Annotated in this window: 16 protein-coding genes; 5 read left to right on the top strand and 11 right to left on the bottom strand. The window is 38.0% G+C overall.

The window, feature by feature from the left end:
• Positions 1-148 precede the first annotated feature (148 nt).
• The gene (locus ACA100_RS03235) at positions 149-1,594 is read left to right on the top strand and encodes a catalase (protein ID WP_481078569.1); all 1,446 of its coding nucleotides are present in this window, start codon (positions 149-151) and stop codon (positions 1,592-1,594) included.
• 81 nt (positions 1,595-1,675) lie between these two features.
• Here ACA100_RS03235 and ACA100_RS03230 read toward each other — a convergent pair.
• Both ACA100_RS03230 and ACA100_RS03225 read right to left on the bottom strand, forming a co-directional pair.
• A protein-coding gene (locus tag ACA100_RS03230) for an IS3 family transposase (RefSeq protein ID WP_481076906.1) occupies positions 1,676-3,036 on the bottom strand; the annotation gives its coding sequence in 2 pieces (ribosomal slippage) (positions 1,676-2,556 and positions 2,556-3,036; 1,362 coding nt in all).
• An 80-nt stretch (positions 3,037-3,116) separates the two neighbouring features.
• Complete coding sequence (locus ACA100_RS03225) at positions 3,117-6,677, bottom strand: hypothetical protein (protein ID WP_481078568.1); 3,561 nt, start codon at positions 6,675-6,677, stop codon at positions 3,117-3,119.
• A gap of 394 nt (positions 6,678-7,071) precedes the next feature.
• Between ACA100_RS03225 and pbpC the strand changes: the two genes are divergently transcribed.
• The 4 genes from pbpC (at position 7,072) to ACA100_RS03205 (ending at position 12,954) form a co-directional block, all read left to right on the top strand.
• Entirely contained in the window at positions 7,072-9,201 is a 2,130-nt protein-coding gene (gene pbpC, locus ACA100_RS03220) for a penicillin-binding protein 1C (RefSeq protein WP_481078567.1), read from the top strand.
• A 68-nt stretch (positions 9,202-9,269) separates the two neighbouring features.
• On the top strand, positions 9,270-10,370 hold the full coding sequence (locus ACA100_RS03215) for an extracellular solute-binding protein (protein ID WP_481078566.1): 1,101 nt from the start codon (positions 9,270-9,272) through the stop codon (positions 10,368-10,370).
• Between the two features lie 125 nt (positions 10,371-10,495).
• Complete coding sequence (locus ACA100_RS03210) at positions 10,496-12,403, top strand: FUSC family protein (RefSeq protein WP_481078565.1); 1,908 nt, start codon at positions 10,496-10,498, stop codon at positions 12,401-12,403.
• Between the two features lie 23 nt (positions 12,404-12,426).
• Positions 12,427-12,954 carry a GNAT family N-acetyltransferase gene (locus ACA100_RS03205; RefSeq protein ID WP_481078564.1) on the top strand — a complete coding sequence of 176 codons (528 nt, stop codon included), beginning with the start codon at positions 12,427-12,429 and terminating at the stop codon, positions 12,952-12,954.
• A gap of 55 nt (positions 12,955-13,009) precedes the next feature.
• Here the strand turns inward: ACA100_RS03205 and torD are convergent, their stop codons facing one another.
• The 9 genes from torD to ACA100_RS03160 all read right to left on the bottom strand — a co-directional run bounded on the left by torD (position 13,010) and on the right by ACA100_RS03160 (position 24,181).
• Positions 13,010-13,651: a molecular chaperone TorD gene (gene torD / locus ACA100_RS03200; RefSeq protein ID WP_481078563.1), complete on the bottom strand. Its 642-nt coding sequence runs from the start codon at positions 13,649-13,651 to the stop codon at positions 13,010-13,012.
• Positions 13,648-16,149 carry a trimethylamine-N-oxide reductase TorA gene (gene torA, locus ACA100_RS03195; protein WP_481078562.1) on the bottom strand — a complete coding sequence of 834 codons (2,502 nt, stop codon included), beginning with the start codon at positions 16,147-16,149 and terminating at the stop codon, positions 13,648-13,650. The genes torD and torA overlap by 4 nt, the downstream gene beginning before the upstream one ends.
• Positions 16,150-16,173: 24 nt before the next feature.
• A complete protein-coding gene (torC, locus tag ACA100_RS03190) occupies positions 16,174-17,367 on the bottom strand; it encodes a pentaheme c-type cytochrome TorC (RefSeq protein ID WP_481078561.1) in 1,194 nt (397 codons plus the stop codon).
• Between the two features lie 44 nt (positions 17,368-17,411).
• A complete protein-coding gene (locus ACA100_RS03185) occupies positions 17,412-17,570 on the bottom strand; it encodes a periplasmic nitrate reductase, NapE protein (RefSeq protein WP_481078560.1) in 159 nt (52 codons plus the stop codon).
• A 199-nt stretch (positions 17,571-17,769) separates the two neighbouring features.
• Complete coding sequence (locus ACA100_RS03180) at positions 17,770-18,144, bottom strand: type II secretion system protein GspG (RefSeq protein ID WP_481078559.1); 375 nt, start codon at positions 18,142-18,144, stop codon at positions 17,770-17,772.
• Entirely contained in the window at positions 18,141-19,421 is a 1,281-nt protein-coding gene (gene aroA, locus ACA100_RS03175; protein WP_481078558.1) for a 3-phosphoshikimate 1-carboxyvinyltransferase, read from the bottom strand. Before aroA ends, ACA100_RS03180 begins: the two co-directional genes overlap by 4 nt.
• 176 nt (positions 19,422-19,597) lie before the next feature.
• On the bottom strand, positions 19,598-20,563 hold the full coding sequence (gene bioB / locus ACA100_RS03170; RefSeq protein WP_481078557.1) for a biotin synthase BioB: 966 nt from the start codon (positions 20,561-20,563) through the stop codon (positions 19,598-19,600).
• A gap of 162 nt (positions 20,564-20,725) precedes the next feature.
• Positions 20,726-21,949, bottom strand: a complete 1,224-nt coding sequence (locus ACA100_RS03165) for a beta-barrel domain-containing protein (protein WP_481078556.1) — start codon at positions 21,947-21,949, stop codon at positions 20,726-20,728.
• Between the two features lie 15 nt (positions 21,950-21,964).
• On the bottom strand, positions 21,965-24,181 hold the full coding sequence (locus ACA100_RS03160) for a type I secretion system permease/ATPase (RefSeq protein ID WP_481078555.1): 2,217 nt from the start codon (positions 24,179-24,181) through the stop codon (positions 21,965-21,967).
• Between the last annotated feature and the right edge of the window lie 46 nt (positions 24,182-24,227).

The following is a 24,227-nucleotide window of genomic DNA, read 5'->3' as shown; positions in this document are numbered from 1 at the left end:
TAAAAAAGTTATCCACATATTTAACAAGTTAATAATAAATTTATTTTATAAGAGAGAGATAAACTCTTAATTAGCCAGCACTGCGTTCATTCACTAGAATCTAGCCATTCCTCAATAAATATTAACTTAACTCAGGGAGAAAATGTTCATGAGCAAAACAATTTTAACAAGCGCAAGTGGCGCACCAATCGCAGATAATCAAAACTCTATCACAGCTGGGCGCCGTGGCCCTGTTTCATTAGAAGATTATCATTTAGTTGAAAAATTAGCGCATTTTAATCGTGAGAATATTCCAGAACGCCGTGTTCATGCAAAAGGTGGTGGTGCACATGGCATTTTCACTGTAACAGGTGATGTTACAAAATATTCACATGCGTCATTCTTATCGGAAATTGGCAAAGAAACACCGATGTTTGTGCGTTTCTCTACAGTTGGTGGTGAACGTGGTTCAGCAGATACAGCACGTGATCCTCGTGGTTTTGCTGTGAAATTTTATACGGAAGAAGGAAACTTTGACGTTGTGGGTAACAACACACCTGTATTCTTCATTCGTGATGCCATTAAATTCCCTGATTTTATTCATACACAAAAACGTGATCCTCGCACCAACTTGAAATCGCCTCGTGCTATGTGGGATTTCTGGTCCTTATCGCCTGAATCATTGCATCAAGTGACAATCTTGTTCTCTGATCGTGGTATTCCAGATGGTTTCCGTCACATGCATGGTTATGGTAGCCATACTTATAGCTTAGTGAATAAAGATGGTGTGCGCACTTGGATCAAATGGCACTTTAGAACCAAGCAAGGCATCAAAAATATTCATCCAAAAGATGCAGAAACATTAGGCGGTACAAACCCTGATTACGCACAAGACGATTTATACCACGCAATCGAATCAGGCAACTATCCAAAATGGGGTGTTTACATCCAAGTAATGAGCGAAAATGACGCTGCAAATCGTGCTGAAAATCCTTTTGATGTCACAAAAGTTTGGTCACACAAAGATTATCCATTAATCGAAGTGGGCGAGTTTGTGTTAAACCGTAACCCTGATAACTATTTCGCAGATGTTGAACAAGTGGCAATGTCGCCAAGCAATGTGATTCCTGGTACAGGTTTATCACCAGATCGCATGTTGCAAGGTCGCGTATTTGCTTATGCGGATGCTCAACGCTATCGCATTGGTACAAATTATCAGCAGTTGCCAGTAAATGCGCCAAAATGCCCGTATCATAATTACCAACGTGATGGATCGATGCGTTTTGATGGCAATCAAGGCAGTGCACCAAACTACGAGCCAAATAGCTTTGATAATGCACCAAAACAAACCAACCAAAAAAATCCTGCTTATAACAAAGATCAAGATGGTGCGGTTTATCAATATGATCATCGTGAAGATACAGATTACTATAGCCAAGCAGGTGATTTATTCCGCTTAATGAATGATGAACAAAAGCAATTGTTGATTGATAACATCGTGGGATCAATGACAGGTATTGATGAATATATTCAACGAGCACAAATTGCACATTTCCTAAAAGCCGATCAAGCTTATGGTGAAAGCGTTGCTAAAGGCTTAGGGTTGTCTCTCTAATTGACCCATAATATAAATATTAGATAAAGAAAAACCCTGATGATTTATGAACTGACCCCATAAACTTGGACAGTTTATAAATTATAAAGACAAGGACTGATTTCGATATTCTATCGGACTCAGTCCTTTTAGTTTGAGCTTAATTCGATCATTATTGTAATAATCGATGTACTCATGAATCTCTTTCTCTAATTGATCGATAGATTCAAATTTTTTCACATGAAATAGCTCTGATTTCAAAACACCAAAGAAGTTCTCAATCACAGCATTATCATAGCAATTGCCTTTGCGTGACATGCTTTGTCTAACTTTGTGATCTTTTAAAGATTGTTGGTACTGTTTCATTTGATATTGCCAACCTTGATCAGAATGTAAAATCAGTTTCTTGCGTCCTTTCTTATGTAACTTTAAATGCTTCAATGCCTTATTCAGCATTTTACCCACCAACTCATATTTGGAGTTTTTAGCAACTTCATAGCTAATAATTTCCTGATTATATAGATCTAAAATCGGAGATAAATACAGCTTTTCACCGTTCACTTTAAACTCTGTGACATCTGTTACCCATTTTTGGTTGGGCCTTTGAGCCTTAAAATTACGCTTCAAAATATTCTTCGCTATTTTTCCAACTTTTCCTTTATAAGATTGGTATTTCTTCGGTCTTACTAAAGATTTAAGATTCAGTAATCGCATGATTCTTTGAACTTTTTTATGGTTAATGGGGAAATCTTTTTGTAATATCGCAGTGATGCGACGATAACCATATCGACCTTTATGCTCATGAAAAAGGGCTGTTATCCTTGCTTTAAGGCTTTCATCTGAATCAGGCTTAGCCAATACTGCCTTATGATAGTAATAAGTGCTTTTGGCTAGATTCATGATTTTCAGTAACGATGACAATGAATGCTTTACTTTGAGTTCTTCTGCGATGATTGTTTGCGCCTGAGCGCTTCTTCCTTCTCGTCCAATTCCTGAAACTTTTTTAACACATCATTCTCCGCACGAAGATAGGCTAATTCAGCTTGAAGTTGATCTATCAACTTTTCTTGTTCAGTGCGATTATCAGGTTTTTTGGGCAATCTCATCTTTTTAGGTCTTCCTTTTTGACGTGGTTCAAGTGCACTCAAACCACCTTCTTTAAACAGTGATTGCCATTCTAATATAGAAGTAAATGCTGGAATATTAAAATATGAAGCCGCTTCGCGGGCAGAGTAATAATGATCTGACATAAACTTCAATACATAATATTTGAATTCAGCAGAATATAATCGTTTTGTTGTTCTTGGCTGAATCCCTGATTGACCATGATACTGATAAGCTTTGACCCACTTTTTAACGGTGGAGTGATCAATATTAAAATGATCAGCTGTAGAGCTATATCCATTTCCTTTTTGATAAAACTTAACAACTTTTAATTTGAAATCAAAAGAATACTTCGCCATATAAAAACACCCCAAAGTTGTGTCCAACTTTTGGGGTGCAGTTCATTAAATCATCAGGGTTTATTTTTACACCCAATTATTTATGAGCTAAATAGTGTTTGTATGCTTAATCGAATTGGATCACTGCCAACAGGAGCCGTTCGTTTAATTTCCACACACTCAGATTGTCCATTAATGCCACCGACACAATAAACACCCGATTTATCACGATCCGTTTCATATGTACTGTTCTCAGCATCTACCGCTTCTTCCAATTCTTCCTGAACTTCAATCTCAAGATCTTCTAATTTAGTTTCAGTATTACCTTCAGGTGCAGATTCAACATCATCACCAGTCAATGTTCCTTCTGCAGTGCCAGTTTTACCTGCATTTGCGATCCCTATTTCAAAAGAACCACCGCCTGTACCCGCATAAAATGATAATACTTTACCAAATGCTAAATCCGAAACACATGGATCATTTTTAACTGCATCATCATAAAAATCACCACGTTCTCTAACACCCCATGTAGAAAATACTACAGCATCATGTCTAGAATCATATTGTGGATTTAAAATCACACGTTCACCAGAACCAATTTCACCCACTTCACTATTAGTACCTGTAGAGTTTTTAATGCCAGGATTGTCCGCAGATAGAATCACGTACCATCCATCTTCATATTTATTGCCTGTATTGTCGATATTTGGCTTAGTTGGTGTGTTAAGCTCCAACTCATAGCGATCTAATTTTTCATAATCAGGCAATACACCCTCAGCATAATTCACTCGACCTTTCTTCAAATTAGCCACTGTTAATGCTGGCGTCAAAGATCTATTAGACTCATTCGCAAATTTTCTAGAATTTGCTGGCACACCATTGGCAAGATCCGTAATACCATAAATACCATGTGTCACTAAGGAATGTTTATAACGATCTAAATCATAACTTGCTGCCATCCCTGTACCAAAAAACACACGATATAAATTGGAGTTCTGCGCCTTAACCACTAAAGGTTTCACAGAAATAGCTGACTGTCCATAATTAGTCTCTGGCGTTTTAAATAATGCCGTCACAGTAACATCATTGGCTTTGAAATCACTGGTTGGAAAATCAATTTTATACAAAGTGCCCGAATAATCACCGACATAAATACGATCAATTTTTTGACCACCTGTGATGTCATCTTTATTCACAACAATAGATGGCGTTCCTGCACCTAATCCTTTTGGATCTAGTACAATTTGATGAAGTTTTTCACCTGTATAAGCATCAATGAAATATAAAACAGATTTTTCTGTACCAAAGCCATTACCAAAAATCGCAACTGCTTGACCTTCTAATTGAGTGTCTAAGCCAGGAATATCCTGTTTGCCTGAAATTCGATTAAAGAACTCAAAACCAGAATATGTGTAACCTAAATCTTCAAAGCCTGCCGTTTTATTAGGACCTTCATTCGTAATTTCAAATAACGGCGTTACTTTTTTATAAATACTATTAGGATCAGTTTCCCCTGCTGTCTGTTTGTTCTTAGCCCAGTTCTTCACTGCGCTCTCTGTTTCGGCGTAAATACGGTAACCAACCAGACCTTTACCACCGCCGCCCATGCCAGTTAAACCTAAGGTTGCATATAAATATTCACCACCCAAAGATATGCCAGATCGCTGACGTACTTTTGCATCCACAAGATCAGTTTTACCTTCCATCACCAATGTTTGTACACGATCCGCCTCAGCAATTTCATCAAAACGATGCACTAACATTTTTGGGAAATAAGCCGTATCTCTATGTCCGCCCTTATGTGATCCCGTTAAACCACGTTGAGCATTAATGAAACTGATAAAACCATCATTATCACCCACGATCAATAAGTTTTTAGGCTGATAATTCGCCTTATACAATAACCAATTCGATAGTTCTTTTCTTAATGGCGCTGACATTTTTTCTTTAGCAGCACTAATATTTAAAACATCTTTATTAACCGTCACAATGTCAGAGTTTGTGATACTGCCTAAAGGATTCAATCGTGCGCGTAATCCATCAGTCCCAGACTTTTTAAAGTCTGTTAACCAAGTGATATAACTCGACTTAAAGTTAGGATCAATCGCTTGAAACTGAGTCAATACATCTTGATCTGTTAATTCTGATAAATAAGAGCCAACCGTTTCCTTAGGTTTATCTAATAGCGTGACATAACGACCTTGATCAGGCGTTATGGATTTGTCTGTACTCCAAAGTTCATATTGTAAAATGACAGGATTGCCCTTTTCATCTTTATTCACAGGATCTTGATAAGGCACACGCGCACGCACACTACCAAAATTTTGTCTGAAATCATAAATCGTATCGTAACGAATCGTTCCCAAAGATGTTAAATCAACATTGCCATTCGCATCCATAAATGGCGGTCTTGTTAACATATCTGAGTGAATACGGTCATTCATAGACAAAGTACTACTTGTACTCAAAATGATGGACGAAAAGATTGTATCAAAAGCTAACAAAAGATCTTCGGCATTACCTTCACCTTGCTTGAAACCTAAGTTCATACCAGCTTTCTCTTTATTGTTTGCTTTATTAATGGCACTCGTTAAGCCTGTATAAACTGGTGAGTCAGGATTTTGGCCTAAGCTAACGGTATGAATATAAACAGGTGCAGGCTTAGAATATTCATCATTAAACCATGGTTTGCCCGCTTGATCTTTATCCGTCTTTTGATATGTACGCAGATCTGTATTCGCCGCTATATCACCTAGTATTTTTGCCAAAGCTTCATTTTCATAGTTTTTAGAACCAATAGAATAATATCGATGCATATGAACATTATCGACGATCAATGATGATAAATAGTATGTATATCTTCCATCTTTATATCTGCCTAGATTACTATTTTTATATAAATCAGTATCTTCCTTAGCAATGCCAAAGATACTGTTTGTATTAGGTTCACCATCCGTCATCACTACCATATGATTTTGCTGACATCTATAACGCAGAGGATTTTGTACATCTGTCGTATAGTTGTAAAAGACATTACCATTTCGATCTTTAACAATGGAATAACCATCCCCATCACCATTCGATTCATTCAATGGCTGACCACGAAACATTTTAATTGCTTCATAAACGCTACGATATACTGGCGTACCACCTCCAGAGCCATAAATTTTATTTTGAAGAGGATATAAAATGGATTCCTCTAGCTCTGTTGCACTCACATACTTATCACCAACCCATCCCCCACGAGAGTGATCATACCAACTATTAAGTCGACTTGAACGATTCTTATCAATATCATCTAATTTTGAGTAATCACCGATTGGCAGATAAACAAGCCCTTGATCCTCTCTATCTCTATCCCAAAGGAAAGATATCCCTAAATAGGCTTTATCACGATACTTACGCAACAATGTCTTAACAGTGTAATCTAGCGCTGTGGCCCTTGAAACGGTTTTGTTATTCAGCGTCACATCCCAAGCACCACGGTTATTCATCGACCCAGAATCATCCAGCACCATATGGATATTAGGTTTAGCTCTTGGTGTACTAAACACAGGCTCATTCGATGGTTTGAATTTTACTTCTTCAGCAGAAACTGTTGTCATACCAATCACTGGGATTGTCAGTAACAACACTTTATACAATAATTTTTGGTTTAACACTCTATTACTCTCTCGCAATTGGTTATCATCTATACTAATTATCATTATACTGCCAATAACATTAATTTATGCTAATGCAAGTTACACTACATGATTAGCTTTTTAGATTAAAGTGCCATCATTTATGAAAATATCAGCAAAAATCAGCTATAAATGAATAAAATAATAAAAACATTCAATAATTAAAAAGATGATTTTATGATTTATGTCTAAAAATATTTATTAAAATATTATCATTGAGATAACTTTTACTTAATATTTCTAGCCAAAACTTAAAATTTCATAGGGATAAGAGTAGTACATAGACTCAAAATATTGCACTTTTTTCATACAATTTTTTACCCTATGTATAAAATATAATGCCAACCAATCCAATAATCCTAAAGCTGACATCATGAATCGCACTCTTAAAAAGATCTTAAAATATTCGACATATACTGTTGTTGCGATTGCCGTTTCTATCATCGTAGCTTTTGGATTATTTAATCACTTTAATCCATTAGCAATTCCCAAAATAGAACCATCGACTGTTGTTGTGGATCGAAATGGACAAGTACTCAGGCAATTTTCCGATCATAATGGTGTATTTCGTCATTGGGTTGAACTTGAAGATATTAATCCTTTGTATATCAATGCCCTCATTAATTATGAAGATCGATATTTTTATCAACATTTTGGTGTGAATCCACTCGCAACACTTCGGGCTTTTGGGCAATTCATCACAAATGGTAAAGTCATTTCTGGTAGTTCCACATTAACCATGCAGGTTGCGCGTTTATTGTATCCTCATGAACGCACCGTACTTGGCAAAATAGAACAAATGTTCCGTGCTATTCAACTGGAAATGGTGCTCTCAAAGGAAGAGATTTTGACGTTATATGTCAATATTGCGCCTATGGGCGGTAATATTGAAGGTGTTCAAACTGCCAGTTGGCGTTATTTCTCGAAAGATGCCAATAGCTTAAATATCGCAGAAAGTGCATTGTTAGTCGCCTTGCCGCAAAGACCAAGTATTTATCGCCCCGATTACTCATTAGCGAAAGCTAAGATGGCACGTAATAAAGTGCTAGCACGTTTATCGGAATTTGGGCATTTATCAGAACAAGATGCAAAGCGATATCAACAGGAGCCTGTGAATTATCGACCATCACAAACACAATTTTTAGCGCCATTATTGGCTCAGACATTACAAACTCAACAACCTGAAGAGCATATTATCCACACAACTATTGATGGTAATCTCCAAAGAAAATTAGAAAAACTGATCAAAACACAAAGCCAAACATGGCCAGAAAAAATTTCCGCCGCAGCACTTGTTGTGAATAATCATGATCATCAAGTTTATGCTTATATCGGCTCTGCGGATCTTTTTGATCGTGATCGTTTTGGTTATGTGGATATCGTGAAAGCCATTCGCTCACCAGGATCCACACTTAAGCCTTTTGCGTATGGTATGGCAATGGATTATGGCATCATTCATGAAGCGAGTTTACTCACTGATGTTAAGCGTGGATTTGATGGTTATTTCCCTAAAAACTTCGATGATCAATTCCGCGGGGCTGTACCTATGTTTACAGCATTACAAACCTCTTTAAATGTGCCCATTGTGCAAGTATTTCATCATTTAACACCGCACTATTTTGTGAAAAAATTACGAGATGCCAGAGTTGAGCTACATGTCGATACACCAACATTGAGTATCATTTTAGGTGGCGTTGGTATCTCTCTTTGGGAGCAAGTGCGTCTATTTTCTAGTTTAGCTACGGAAGGTAAAATTTACCCAATCACAACATCACCTGAGATCATCACGGATGGCTACGAAATTTTATCCCCCGAATCTGCATGGATTACTTATAAAATCTTAAGTAAAGTCCGCCCAACCAATCGTTTTAATCCCAGAAAAATCGCATGGAAAACAGGAACAAGTTATGGCTATCGAGATGGTTGGGCGATTGGCACAACCGCAGATTGGACAGTTGGCGTATGGATTGGTCGCCCTGATGGCGTGCCCAATGTTGGTGCTTTAGCCAATCGCTATGCAACACCAATGCTTTTTGATATTTTTAACTATCTTCCCAAAGACCAAACTCAATTAATCAAGCCTTATGCTATACAATCTGAAACCATTTGTTGGCCAAGTGGACGAAAAATCACAGAAGTTCCCATTGAATCCTGCTTAGAGCGCTATGATATTGACACAATTGATGGTAAAACGCCGCCAACCTTATACGATGCACCAGGAGAAATGCCGCATTCAGGCTGGCCAAAATTATTGGACATTCAAGATGTCACAATACAATCCGTTCAAATTCTCACATTACAAAATGAAAGCATCATTTTTAAAAGTCCATATGCCATCGAGTTAAAAGCACGCGGTAATCCACCATTTCGTTGGTATTTAGACGGACAGTTACTTGAACATGCAGAACTGGACATTCAATCCCTAGAAATTGGCATGCATACATTAAGCGTTCAAGATTCTTTGCAAAAAGTGAATAAAGTATCATTTGAAATTCGTGACTAAGTTTTCATAAAAAGTATGTTACCCTCTGCAATCGTTCATTTTTCTCTTGATCAATTGGAGGGCAAATCATGTCATTTATTCGTCGACTTTCTGGTGCGTTATTCGCTTTATCCCTAACTTTTACTGCTCAAGCACAAGCAGAGCAAAAACAACTCAAACTCTATAACTGGGTCTCTTATATCGATCAAGAATTAATCGATGAGTTTACAGCACAAACTGGTATCGAAGTGATTTATGACACTTTCGATAGCAACGATACACTGCTTGCAAAAACATTGGCGGGCAATTCCGGCTATGACATTGTTGTTCCTTCTGATTTTGTTGTGACTTACTTAATGCAAGCGGATCGTTTACATAAATTGGATAAAACAAAATTACCCAATTATGAAAATATTTGGCCACTAGCTTTAGAGCGTTTATCGGCATTTGAAGGCATTAATGATTATGCAGTACCATATTTCTGGGGCACAACAGGCATTGGTTACGATGCCAATAAAATTAAAGAATTAGTGCCTGATGCACCTTTAAATTCTCTCGAATTGATCATGAATCCTAAATATGCTGAAAAAATCAGCCAATGTGGTATTTACATGATCGATAATCCTAGTGAATTGTTACCAATCTTCAATATGTATTTGGGTGCGACTGATCCTGAATCTACATCCAAAGAAGATTTGAAAAAAGCAGATGATGCATTGAAGCAGATTCGCCCATACATTAAAAAATTCCATTCTTCTGAGTATATCAGCGCATTAGCCAATGGTGATGCTTGTATGGCTCTCGGTTGGTCTGGTGATTTCTATTTAGCGCAAACAAGCGCTGAAGAAGCAGGCAGAAAAACAGATCTTCAATATGCGATTCCTAAAGAAGGAACAATCATTTGGTTTGATGAATTTGTCATCCTAAAAGAGGCAGAAAATGTTGAAGAAGCTTATGCATTCATTAACTTCATGTTGGATGCAAAAAATAGTGCAAAAGCTGCAAATAATGCCATGTATGCAACTGCCAATAAAGCAGCTTTTGAATATATGGAGCCTAAATTACGTGATAATCCCATTTTGTTCCCGCCTGAAGAGAGCTTACAAAATATTCACATCAAGCAACCTTACACAATCAACGAGCAGAAAAAAATCATGCGAATGTGGATGAATATGAAAAAAGATAAATAAGCCAATGATCTTTATAATCGGCTGATGAATGAGCGCTTTGACAGCGCTCTTTTTTATATTTGATAAAAATTTATGCAAATTCTCTATACTAATAGCTGTCTAATCGGAAATAAGGAGTTTGTCACATGAAAGAAAATTGGTGGGCCATCATTCGAGAAGCAATGGCTGTCAATGGTCGATCAGCACCGTGGGAGCGAGGAATTGGTGCTGCACTTTCAATGACACTTCCAATTCTGGTAGGGCTTTTCTTTGATCAATTGCAATTGGGATTGATCGCGGGTTTAGGCGGATTCACTTATCTCTATGCATTTCGCTTACCTTATGCACTATTATCAAAACAATTATTATTTGTTGGCATATCCATTGTATTGTCAGCATTTTTAGGCTCAATCGTTGCCCCTTATCCCATTGCTGCAACCGTTGTCATGGGCTTGATTGCTGCATTTATGATTTTCATTTTCAATGCTTTGAAATTCATTGGTCCATCTGCCATGTTTTTTGTGTTAGTTTTTGCATTAACAGCAGATATGCCCCATGTTGATTTTTTAGGTGCTCTCACTCGAGCAGGATTAGTTTCGCTAGGTGCTGCATTATCATGGCTGATAGCCATGAGTGGTTTTCTTATTCATCCACATCGCCCAGAAATTCAATCCATGCAAAAAGCTTATCATCAGCTCATTCAACTCACCAACAGCGTTGGCACAAAACAATTTCAACATGAAAAATATTTAACAATGGCAGCTTTAAAAGAAGCAGAAGAGACATTAATTGCAGGTCAATTGCCGTGGTCGCCTTCAGAAACTTATACGCGCCTATTGCATCTTGCCCTTGAAGGTAACGAGTATATGCTTTATCTCGGGAATCACTATGCACAATCCAATGAACCATTACCTAAGGGGATCACAGAACAATTACAGCAAATTACTCAAGCACTTAATACCAAACTTAAAAGCTATCAACCTATCAATAATGTCATATTTGAAGATGTTGAATTACAAGAGTATTTAAACGCTATGCAACAAGCATTAATCTCCCCGATCAATTCTCTCAAAACCATCACACACCATTATGATTATTCTGTGCGAGATATTTTAATTCATGCGCTCGATCGCAATTCTCTTGTCTTCGTCACAGCATTACGATTTGGTTTAATCACAACAATCGCCGCTTTAATTGCTTATGGTTTTGATTTCACAAGGTCCTATTGGATTCCACTTTCTTGTGTTGCTGTTATGTCTGGTGCATCCATGATTGCAACCTATTATCGTGCCATCCAAAGATCTATCGGGACATTGATCGGCATTATCATTGCCAGTACGATTTTATATTTCCATCCTTCAGGCTATGTTTTAGCGGTGATTATTTTCTGCTTCACATTAATGACAGAGATGCTGATAGTGAAAAACTATGGCTTAGCCGTAATTTTTATCACACCCAATGCGCTACTTTTAGCCGAAACCATCACTCAAGGGCAATTTTCCTTCTTCCACTTCTCAGGCGCTCGCATTATCGATGTTTTAATTGGCAGCATGATTGGTTTAATGGGCGTATTATTAATGGGTAAACGAACCGCATCCATCAGAATTCCAAGAATTCTGATGCGTACTTTACGCAATCAATCCCAAATGATTCTTCTGCTCTTCTCTCCACAAAAAAAGAGCACACCGCAACAGATTCAAACGCGCTTAATCAAGATGAAGACAAATTTAGCCAACCTCACAGCATTATATAATGCCGCTATTGGCGAAATTCCTAAAAATAAAGCGCTCATTGAATATTATTGGCCAATCATTTATTCTATGGAAAAATTAGCGTTCTTACTTGAACATGCAGCAGAAAATCCAAATCGCCCCACATTAACGGAAGATGATCTGGCAAAGATACTTTATCTATTTGAAACACTAGCTAATTCAGCTCAATTTGATGAGCCAATGGAACAGATCAAAGTTCCTTCAATACCAAATTTTTATAGTATTGAACGAGAAATTAATACGCTACAATCTGCATTTAGCGTAAACTCCACAAACATTTAATTGATTGCGTAGGTTATTTATCTATGGAAGAATTGTCCATTCAAATTCGTGAAGCTCGTGCAACTGATATCGAGCATCTGCCAGAGATCGAACGATCAGCGGCTCAAATCTTTAAACAAGAAAAAGATTTAGCATGGCTGGCAGATGATGAAGTGCAGCCCACATCATTGCATCAAAACTATATTCAATCTCGAAATAGTTGGGTTGCTGTGCATGATGATATTCCTGTAGGATTCATTAATGGCGTTGAATACAACAACACTTTTCACATCTGTGAATTATCTGTTTCAGAGGCTTGGCAAAGTCAAGGTGTTGGCAGAGCTCTGTTAAATGCTGTGGAACAAATTATGCGTAATCGTGGCATCGCATTCATGACATTAACCACATTCAAAGAAGTGCCTTGGAATGCGCCTTTTTATGAAAAATTAGGTTATGTCACATTATCAGAAAAAGATCTTTCTATATTTCTCATGGACATTTTAGATGAAGAAGCGGAAGCTGGTTTTGATCCACACAGTCGCTGTGCAATGCAAAAGGCACTGCAAGAATAAAACAAAGGGCATCGAAAAGATGCCCTTTTTTACTTTTATCTCAATCAATCAATCATTAATCCTTCAATATACTGATATCCACATGAATGATTGCCAATAACAGCGTACTCAATGCAGGATAAACATCGTACTTTAATTGCTGGCTTTGACTAGCTTCTACAAATTCAGGCAACCATGATAACAATGCATCTTCTAAGAAAATCACTTGCTCAGCATTGATTCGCTCATAGTCATCAAAATTTTGCTCCGCCTTAATCCAATGAGCCATCAAATAAAGATACACCGCAAGATGATCAGCAGGTTCTTTAAAATCCGTTGAAAGCCGTAAAGCATTATCCGACAAAAACTCACGCATTCTACTCTCAACATCACCATATAATCTGCCATCTTCTAGATAGAAAGATGCATAAGGCAATGCTGAGATTTTGTCATCCAATAAGAAATGCTGTGCAAAATCTGCTGATAATTCTAGAACTGCATCATCATCCTGCAATACATCATGTATTGCTGCTCGAAAGTGCAAGCATTCAGCGGATAAACCAATTTGATCCAATAAATCATACAAGCCTGCTAAGCGATCATCTCTATAGCAATCTAATTGATCTTCTGTTTGCTCCAATGCAAACCATGAACCGAACCATTGATAAATGGCTGCACGCTGAGCATTAACAGATAACCACTCTTCTTTTGTCATCATACGATTGGATCCACCTCAATTGGCCCACCAAATGATGTAACATCTGGCGCGGGTCCTTCATACTTACGAATATCCACGATACAAGTATTTGCACTGGTGGCTTGTGCTAAATCAGATGTACCAACATCCATCGTCACAGTATTAGGATCACCATAAGTATCCACAGATCCTACTTCTGCATTCAACGGGCCGTACCAAGCGCCTTCAAATATCCTCAAAACACCTTTCGGGAAGTTGGGAGAGATATTCGCACCTGCAATTAAAGAACCTCGATCATTGAACACCAAAACAACATCACCGTGTTTAATGCCTTTGGCTTTTGCATCCTCTTCATTCATATATACAGGCTCTCTGTCCGCAATTGAATATTTAGCACGAGCACTATCAATCTCACACATTTGTGAATGCAGTCGAGAATCAGGATGTGGTGATTGTAACCAGAAAGGATATTTTTCAGAATTTGGCCCACCATGTGAGCGCTCATTTTTCTCTAACCAAACAGGATGGCCTTTACAGTTGTCATAATGATATGCCGCAATTTTACGACTAAAAATTTCAATGAATCCTGATGGCGTGCCTAAGGCATTGACTTCAGGATCTTCTCTAAACGCGGCATGGCGAACCCATAATGGTCCATCAGGGAATAATACATAACCATCTTCCCAGAATTTCGCAAATTCAGGCATTTCAAAACCTTTGACAGCATTTTCAACCTTACATTCATTATAGAGCTTTTCGATCCACTCCATTTCTGTTAAGCCTTGACGATACTCTTCTTCACGCCCTAAACGCTTCGCAAATTGCGCCCAAATTTCAAGATCTGGCTTGGAATGATATAAAGGATCCACTAATTTATGCATCGCGATCACACCACGATTGCTATACGTTCCATAAATATCAATATCATTGCGCTCATATGGCGTACAAGCAGGCAAGACAATATCTGCAAATCGACACGATGCTGTCCAGTTATAATCTGTATAAACCACTGTTTCAAGCTTCTGATATGCACGCTTCATTTTGTTACGATCTTGCTGACGATGCCATTGATTTGCGCCAGAGAAAATCGCCATTTTATAAGGTGGCAACTTAACTGTAGAACCATTGTAATTGATCTCTTTGCCTGGCTCTAATAACGCATCCACAACCCGAGCGACAGGAATTGTCGATGAATAACCTTGATAATCGGGCTGGTCATATTTCGCCGTGCGCCCAAAATCAAGCGCTAAAGGAAATGCGCCTGGCATAGAAGCACCAGATGTTGGTACACCAACAGAACAATAATGATGAGAATAACTAATGCCGCCACCTGGTAAACCAATCTGCCCAATCATAGATGCCAACACAGCTGCCATCCAATAAGGCTGTTCACCATGTTGCTGGCGCTGTGTTGCCCAACCAAAGATTAATTGCGTACGACCTTTTGCGAATAGTCTTGCCAGTTCACGAATACGATCTGCTTTTACACCACAAATTGGCTCTGCCCATTCTGGCGTTTTTTCGATATTATCAACAGTTTTTCCCATCAAATATGGTTCAAACTGATCAAAACCAACCGTATAAGTTGCTAAGAAGTCTTGGTCATGCAGATTCTCTTTCACCATCGTATGCGCAATCGCAAGCATTAAAGCCACATCCGTCAATGGATTCACATATTGCTGCTCACAACCTAAGAAATTCTGCGTTTTACTCTTCACAGGATCTACAGAGATCACTTGAATTTCACCTTTGGCAATCTTATCTCTCAATTGTTCATAATAAGCAAAAGCTTCATGAGTTTCAGTATTCCAGCCCACTTGAAGATTCTTGATTGGATCATTGCCCCAGAAAACGATCAGATCGCTATTATCGAGAATCAATGGCCAAGAAGTGCCTTGTGAATAAACTTCGGTGGAGCCTAAAACATACGGCAAAATCGTTTGACCTGCACCTGTAGAGTAATCCCCAGCAGTGGTTACGCCAGAACCATGCATTGCCAAAGCGCGTAACATATTATTACCACAGCTATGTAGCTGCCCGACAGAACGCCAACCGACGTTACCGATATGCAATGCCCAAGCACCATATTGCGTTTGAATGCGCTCTAATTCGTTATACACCAAATCTAAAGCTTGATCCCAAGTCACACGCACAAAACGATTATCACCACGCTGCTCTGTATCGCTTTTGTGGCCATGTTTAAACCAATCCAAACGCACCATTGGATAACGCACACGAGATGAGTTATACACAAGCCCAGGAATGTTATAGATCATATCTGTTGGATGCTGATCAAATTCGAAAGGCTTCACTTCTAATAATTTATCCCCTGCAATTTTTGCTCTAAATGCCCCCCAATGTGAACCTGAGAACTTCCATTTCACCAAATTATGGGCATTTTCAGCAGCCGTCGCGCCTTTGAGAATGGTTTGCCCCAACACAACATTTGGAATTAAAGTGGCTGCTGAAGCTAAACTCAATGCTTTTAAAAAGCCACGACGTGATTGATTCGTACTCATAAAATTCTCTCCTCTAGCAACAGATTAGTGACGTTTGTCGCTATCAAAGTCTGATGAATGGAATTGTAAATATTTCAAAACCAATTTTTGGGTATCATTATCCATATTGGTGAAACCTACCATTCCGCTGAAGATTCCAGGCCAAGTGTTTGTATCAAAGTGATCAACAGCTGGCGGTCTATGACAAACACTACAACTTGTATTAAAGCTTGCTTTGGCAACATTCCATAAACCTTCACTCGATGCAGTTAAATCGCCTTTTTTCACCCAAACATCTGCTTTAACGTGTTCCCAACTTAAGCCTGTTAAAGGATCTTCCTTCGTATCCATCACCGTAAAGTTATCTTTATTCTGCGCAAACTCTTTTTCAAAAATTGCACTCACAACATTTAAACCAAATTTTTCATACCAAACGCGACTGAATCCTTTGCTTTTACGCCACAAAGATAACTCAACTTTATCTGCATCTTTCGTGGTTTCAATCACTTTAACGGAGGTTGCAACTTCTAAGGTACCAATACGGTTTTCTAGCGCGGAATCTGAATAAATTGGCTGAGCCACAACGTTATAACCCATTTGATCTATACCAATCTTTTCATTTTTTGCTGATGCGATAAGTTTCGCAAGCTCAGGGCTCATCTGCTGTTTAATTTCTGGCAATTTATGTGCAATCCCTTTATGACACTCAATACATGGCGTATTCAACTGTGCGGCATTCTTCATCTGCATCTGCGCCATAATACTCATTTTGTCAAAATCCATTTGATTATAATCATGACAAGCACGACACTCTTTTGAGCCATTCGCTGTTAAGCGTTTCCATTCGCGTTGCGCCAATTCAAGACGCTTTGCCTCAAACTTCTCTTTCGTATCAATATCGCCCATAACATGAGACAACACTTCTCGGCTTGCCTGCATTTTTCGCGCAATTTTATCCGTAAAATTATGTGGCACATGACAGTCCGCACAATAAGCACGAACGCCTGTACGATTCTTCCAATGTACAGTTTCCTGTAATTCTTCCTGATTATGGGACATCGTATGGCAACTCACACAAAATTGCTCTGTATTGGTATATTCCATGCCCGAGTTAAATGCTTGCCAAAATAATAAGCCCGCAATAAAACCACCAGTAACCAAAACCCCTAAACCAATGGTCATGGACGGTTTTACAAATAGATTTTTTAATTGAATTAATATTTTTTTAATAAACTGCATATTATAATCCCCTAAATTATAATTTATTCTTCAGCATTATTGATTTAATGCGGTGGCCCCCAGAATAGTAACTGCATAAACCAAATAATAAATCCATATGCGCATATGAGTAGAATCGCAGTAATAGGCAGTCCGATAAAACCTAGCAATAAAAAGTTACGCCAATCTTTTTTCTTGTCTGACGCGGAAACTTTATTTGTCATAATCATCTCCCTTCTATTCAATTTTATGATTTTTATAAGAATAATTTATTAGAGTCTAGCACGCTAATAAAGCGGTGTCTTAATTGACAGCCATCAAATTGTAATGAAATGTAATATATAATGATTTTTTCTTATAATAACATGATGATTATTAAGATAATGATAACTTATGATTAACAATTATTTAAATTCATTATCTTCACTCTTGATCAGCAAATATTACATATTCCTGACCAAAAGATTCATATTGATAAGCATCCCCCCAAGGATTAATGATTAAATCCTCTGCCAAATATGGCCCACCCCAATGTAGTAAATTGGGATTTTCTATTAAACTTTGTAAACCTTGCTCTGTTGAAGGATATTCACCAATATCCTTGTAATAAAGATTCAATGCACCTTCAATGGAGCGAATATCCTGTTTAACCGCCACTAATTTACTATCATCATCAAATCCCAAAAATTTCTGCCCCAAAATCGTGATCACAATCGCCACGATGACAGAAATAATCATTAACTCCACAAGCGATAATGATCGAGAATATAATGTGCTTAATGGCTGTTTAATCATCATTCGCTCACTAACTGCTTAAAGACATCAAAATATGTTGGGAATGTTTTATTCACACATTTTGGATCTTCAATGATCACTGGCACGAGGAAGCTACAAAGTGAAAAACACATTGCAATACGATGATCATCATAAGTAAAGATAGAAACATTTTCGTTGAGCTTTGCAACAGGAGAAACTTCAATGAAATCTTCACCTTCCACAACATCTGCACCGAGTTTTTTCAATTCGGTAGCCATGGCATGAATGCGATCTGTTTCTTTAACGCGCCAACTGCCAATGTTACGCAATATGGTTTTACCTTCTGCAAATAAAGCCAATACCGCAAAAGTCATGGCTGCATCAGGAATGTGATTACAATCTAAATCAATGCCCTTTAAGCCTGATTCAGGCTTTTTCACAATGACTTGATGTTCATCCCATTCAACAATCGCCCCCATCATTTCTAAAGCACGCAAGAACTCAACATCACCTTGAATCGTTTTTGTGCCAATGCCATGCATTTTAATTTCACCGCCAATCGCTCCTAATGCTGCAAAATATGAGGCACTTGAAGCATCGCCTTCCACATAATAATCTTTTGGGGATTGGTATTCTTGATGGGCAGGAATATAAAAAGATTCCCAATTACGATTTTCCACCACGATGCCAAAATCTTTCAGCATGGATAATGTGATCGTAATATAAGGCTTAGAAATTAATTCACCATCAATTTTAATCGTCATCGCTTTTTGCGTCATCGGAATGGATAGCAATAATGCCGTTAAAAATTGACTTGAAACAGAGCCTTTCACAGAAACGGTATCGGATGTGATTTCAGCAGGGAAAATTTCTAAAGGCGGATAACCTTCATTCTCCAAATAATTAATGGACAAGCCCATTTCATGCAATGCAGAGACTAAATCTTTAATCGGGCGTTCGTGCATTCTAGGAATGCCTTTTAAAACATAATGCCCTTTGTTTAAAGCTGTTGCTGCTGTCAATGAACGAAACGCTGTACCTGCATTGCCTAGGAATAGTTCAACATCTTTATTGGGAAAACCATTGGCATTACCCGTTAAAATGCATTCTGTGTCACTCAATGTGTTGATCACAATGCCAAGCGCAGTCAAAGCCTCTTTCATGTAGTGCACATCATCACTTTGCAATAAACCGCGTAAATGTGTTTGTCCTTCTGACAATGCAGCCAAAAGAAGAGCACGATTTGAAATACTTTTAGAACCAGGCAATGTCATCTCGCCATTGGCTTGTGTAACTTTAGAGAGCGCTAGAATTTCCATACTTTATCCACATCAAGAACATCATGGTTGAACAAATACTAATTCACCATTCTTCTCGATTCAGCCAATATTTTCAAGGTAAATCTATCAAATATGGAGAATTCTAATATTAAATATCATTATCAATTTTCCGCCCGAAGGGCGGAAAATAAAATTATGAATGCTTAAATATTAAATTAACATACATTATCCAACATTGGGCTATCTGCTGGCGTTAAGTTCAAACGCTCAAATAATGCATTATCATCATCTTGATCCGCATTTGGGCTTGTTAACAATTTTGCGCCATAGAAAATCGAGTTTGCACCTGCCATGAAGCACAAAGCTTGTAATTCCGATGACATATTTTCACGGCCCGCTGATAAACGCACCATCGATTTTGGCATCATGATTCTTGCAACAGCAATCGTGCGCACAAAATCAAAATCATCCACAGGTTTATTATCACCCAATGGTGTACCTTTAATCGGAATTAAACGGTTAATCGGTACACTTTCGGGCGGTGTTAACATATTCGCTAACTGCGTTAACATCGATGCGCGATCACGCTCTGTTTCACCTAAACCAATGATACCGCCAGAACAAATTTTCATGCCAGATTCACGCACGTGATCCAAAGTATCTAGGCGGTTTTGGTAGCTATGCGTTGTGACAATTTCACCATAGAATTCAGGAGAAGTATCCACATTGTGGTTGTAATAATCCAAACCTGTATCGGCTAAAGTTTTCGCTTGCTCAGAAGTTAAGCTACCCAAAGTCATACACGTTTCCATGCCAAGACCTTTCACTTCTTCGATCATCTTTTGAATGTATGGCATATCACGATCTTTTGGATTACGCCAAGCTGCACCCATACAAAAACGGCTTGCGCCATCTTCTTTGGCTTTCTTCGCAGCTTCAATGACTTTTTGCACTTCCATCAATTTTTCAGCATCCAAACCTGTATCGTAGCGAACACTTTGCGAACAATATTTGCAATCTTCCGAACATTTACCTGTTTTAATGGATAACAGACGACTCACTTGGATCTTGGTGGGATCAAAATTTTCACGGTGGACTTTTTGCGCTTCAAATAATAATTCAAATAAAGGCTTTTTAAATAAGCTTTCAGCATCCTCAATCGTCCAAACTTTTTTACTCATAATTTATTTGCTCACTGCATTAATAGAATGAACACATCATAGATGAAACATTGCATCAATGTAAACTAAATTAATATTTATAGATTTACATAAGATTTAGGGCAGGCTCAAGCACAATAATAAAAAGCGATAATTCAATGAATTATCGCTTATCTATTTATCTTATCTCTCTCTCATCGCCTCTTTAATTCTACCAAACGGTTTCATGAGATAATCAAATACCGTTTTTTCCCCAGACTTCACATCAACAGAAGCAACCATACCTGGAACAATCGGATAGCTCTCTCCTGTATTCTTATCAACCAAAGAATCAGTATCTGTCAAAATAAAAACACGATAATAAAAAACTTCTGGTTTAACTTCATCTTGAATAGTATCAGGTGAAATTACTTTCACTTTTCCCTCTAATCCACCAAAAATTGAATAGTCATAAGCTGTTATCTTCACTTTAGCTTCTTGCCCAGGATAAATATATGCAATATCCCTTGGGGACATTCTCGCCTCTATCAATAGTTGGTCATCCAATGGTACGATCTGCATCAACTCACCATTCGGCGGTACAACACCACCTTTTGTCGTTAACATCACATTTTTCACAATGCCACGTACAGGAGATCTCAATGTTAAACGTGATAAAGAATCAGAGCGACCTTTAACGATAGATTCTAATGATTCAACTTCGGCTTGAGTTCTACTGAGTTCTTCTCTCGCTTTAACCATATATTCTGACTGTTTATCTGTAATTTTCATTTCAAGATCAGCCAATTGCCTTTGTAATCTTAAAACATCCACATTGCTCGATGCGCCTTGTTTAGCCAAAGCTTGCGTCAGTGCTAATTCTTCTGCAACCAACTCCACAGATTTTTGCAAACTACTAATAGATTCTTCCAATGCTTCTTGGCGAGTATTATATAAACGTGTTTCAGCTAATGTTAATGCAGGAAAGTCGTTGAGCTCTTCTGGAAAAACTAAATCACTGCCATCTACTTCTGCTTTTAAACGAGCAATGCTGGCCAAACCCGCACGATATTTAGCAGCACTTTCCTCTACCGTTGCTTCTGTTTTGGTTAAATCCAACTGAACCAAAATCTGATCCTTTTCAACAACATCGCCTTCTTTCACATAAATCTCCGAAATGATTCCGCCTTCTAATGACTGAATCACTTGATCTTTAGATGTTGGTACAACTTTGCCTGTTCCTGTTGAAACTTCAACCAATACCGCAAAATATGACCAAACCAATAAAGCCACTATCAACAGCAAACTGCACCAAATAATGCGCGATGATCTTACAATTTCAGCATCATTGATTTGATCGTTATAACGGCGCTTATCTTCATCATAATCTAATAATAGAATATGATCGTCTTTCGACATATTTTTCATACATACTCCTTTATATTATTTGATTTGACCTGATAATTTAGCGAGTGCAACATCTTTTTGTTCATCTAAAACAATCTGTCCATGATCAATCACAATGATACGATCCACCATATTCACAATGCTCATCTTATGAGTTGCCACCACCATTGTTTTATCAGCAACCCAAGTATTTAAACCATTCAATAAATGTTTTTCCGTCACATCATCCAAAGCAGCTGTTGGTTCATCCAACAGTAAAATATATGGATTGCGGATCAAAACACGCGCCAATAATAGAGATTGTCTTTGTCCACCAGATAACCCTATGCCACCTTCTGCTAACATGTGATCCAAACCTGTTGGCAATCGGCGGATAAACTCTGCCGCACCTGTAATATTTAAAGCCTTATTAAGGTCATCATCTGTCGCAAGTGGCGCACCTAACATTAAGTTTTCTCGAATGGTGCCATGAAACAAACTAGAGCCTTGTCCCATTAAACCAATATCTCGCCTCACATCCGCTGGGTCAATGTGAGATAAACTAACGCCATCTACACTCACAACCCCATCACGAGGCTCTAATAAACCTGATAATACTTGTAATAATGTAGATTTCCCTGCACCGTTACGTCCAAGAATTGCGATCTTTTCGCCTTGTTTAATGGTTAAGTTCTTCACAAGCAAAGAAGGGATAACACTATCTTGCCCATAGAAAAAACTTGCCTTTTGAATGTTGTAATTACCTAAAATGACCTTTTTATGTACCTTTTTTTGTTCTTCAGGGTTATCTACAGGTAATTTCATTAATTCATTAATCCCGTGATAAGCAGACTTAGCTTGTTGCCAACGCGTTAAAACTTGTGTTAATCCTGCCATTGGTGCAATCATTCGTCCACTCAAAATCGATGCTGCAATTAATGAACCTGTTGATAAATCACCATTAATGACCATTGGTGCGCCGAATAATACAATTAATGCAAAAGTTGCTGTCTGCACACCTTGTGTCCAACTGGTCAATGTGCTTGTTAAAGATCTTAATCTGAGATTTGCATCTGTTAATACAGCATTATAGTTATTCCATTGATGTTGAAAGCGTTGCTCTGCCTGTAATGTTTTAATATCTTCATTACCTTGCACTGCCTCAATTAATATTGAGTTACGCAACGAACTTTCTCTCATTGCTTCGTTTGCTAATGCTCTTAATTTACCTTGTACTAATAAACCAGGCAGCACCATTAAAACAACCGCGATCACAGGAATCCACACCAAACTTCCCGCCATGTACCAAAACACAACACAAAACAGCAAGAAAAAAGGGACATCGACAAAAGCTGTCACTGTCGTTGATGTGAACATCTCACGCACACTATCTAAATCTCTAATCTGAGAAATAAAAGTTCCCAATGATTTTGGCCTATGGGAATTTTTAATACGCAATGCGTGCCCAAAAACACGATCAGAAATTCTTAAATCAGCACGTTTTCCCAATAAATCAATCACTCTAGTTCTCAGTTTTTGTAACATAAAACTGAAAATAATCGCGATCATCACGCCGCTGAATAATACATATAATGTTGGATACGATTCTGCTGGAATCACTCGATCATAAACTTGTCGTGTGAATAATATGCCCGCCAAAGCCAATATATTAATGATAAAAGAGGCAATAAAAACATGGCTATATGGCTTCCAATCCCTTAAAACCAGTGATTTAAACCATTTCGGATCATGCGGCTTGATATAATCATCAATGCGTGAATCGGGCACTGTATGCGATGGCCTTAATATCACTGCTAATTTGACATTAGCTAATAACGCTTGCTGGCTAATTTGGCTTCTAACACCGCCATCACCACTGTAAATGATCCCTGCTTGCTGATCTTGATCAATGGATTCCACAACCGCAATTTGTCCATCCACAAATTGCACAACTAATGGCAAACGCCAAACAGATAATTCTTTTTCTGTAAATTTAACAACACTAACACTCAACCCAGCTTGTCTAGCCATTCCTCTTAAAACATCACTGAGCGGTTGATCTTTCAACCAATGACTCGTCAATGAAATATTTTCTTTGGAGACATCTAATCGATAATGTTTTGCCACTGTGATCACAGCTTCAATCCAATGGCTATAATCTTTTACTTTATCGATATTTTCTTGTTCACTCACAACACTATCCTCTTCAGTTACCCATAGATTTAAACATTCAAAATGACAAAAATATTCAAATCTATATGCACTGAGTAGCATAAAAGCAAAACACCAAATCTTTAATGATTTGGTGCTTTGATTTGTT

It is taken from the genome of Wohlfahrtiimonas sp. XWW7 (assembly GCF_056716055.1).
Note: the sequence above shows the minus strand (reverse complement) of the source record. Positions and strands in the feature narration are given on the sequence as shown.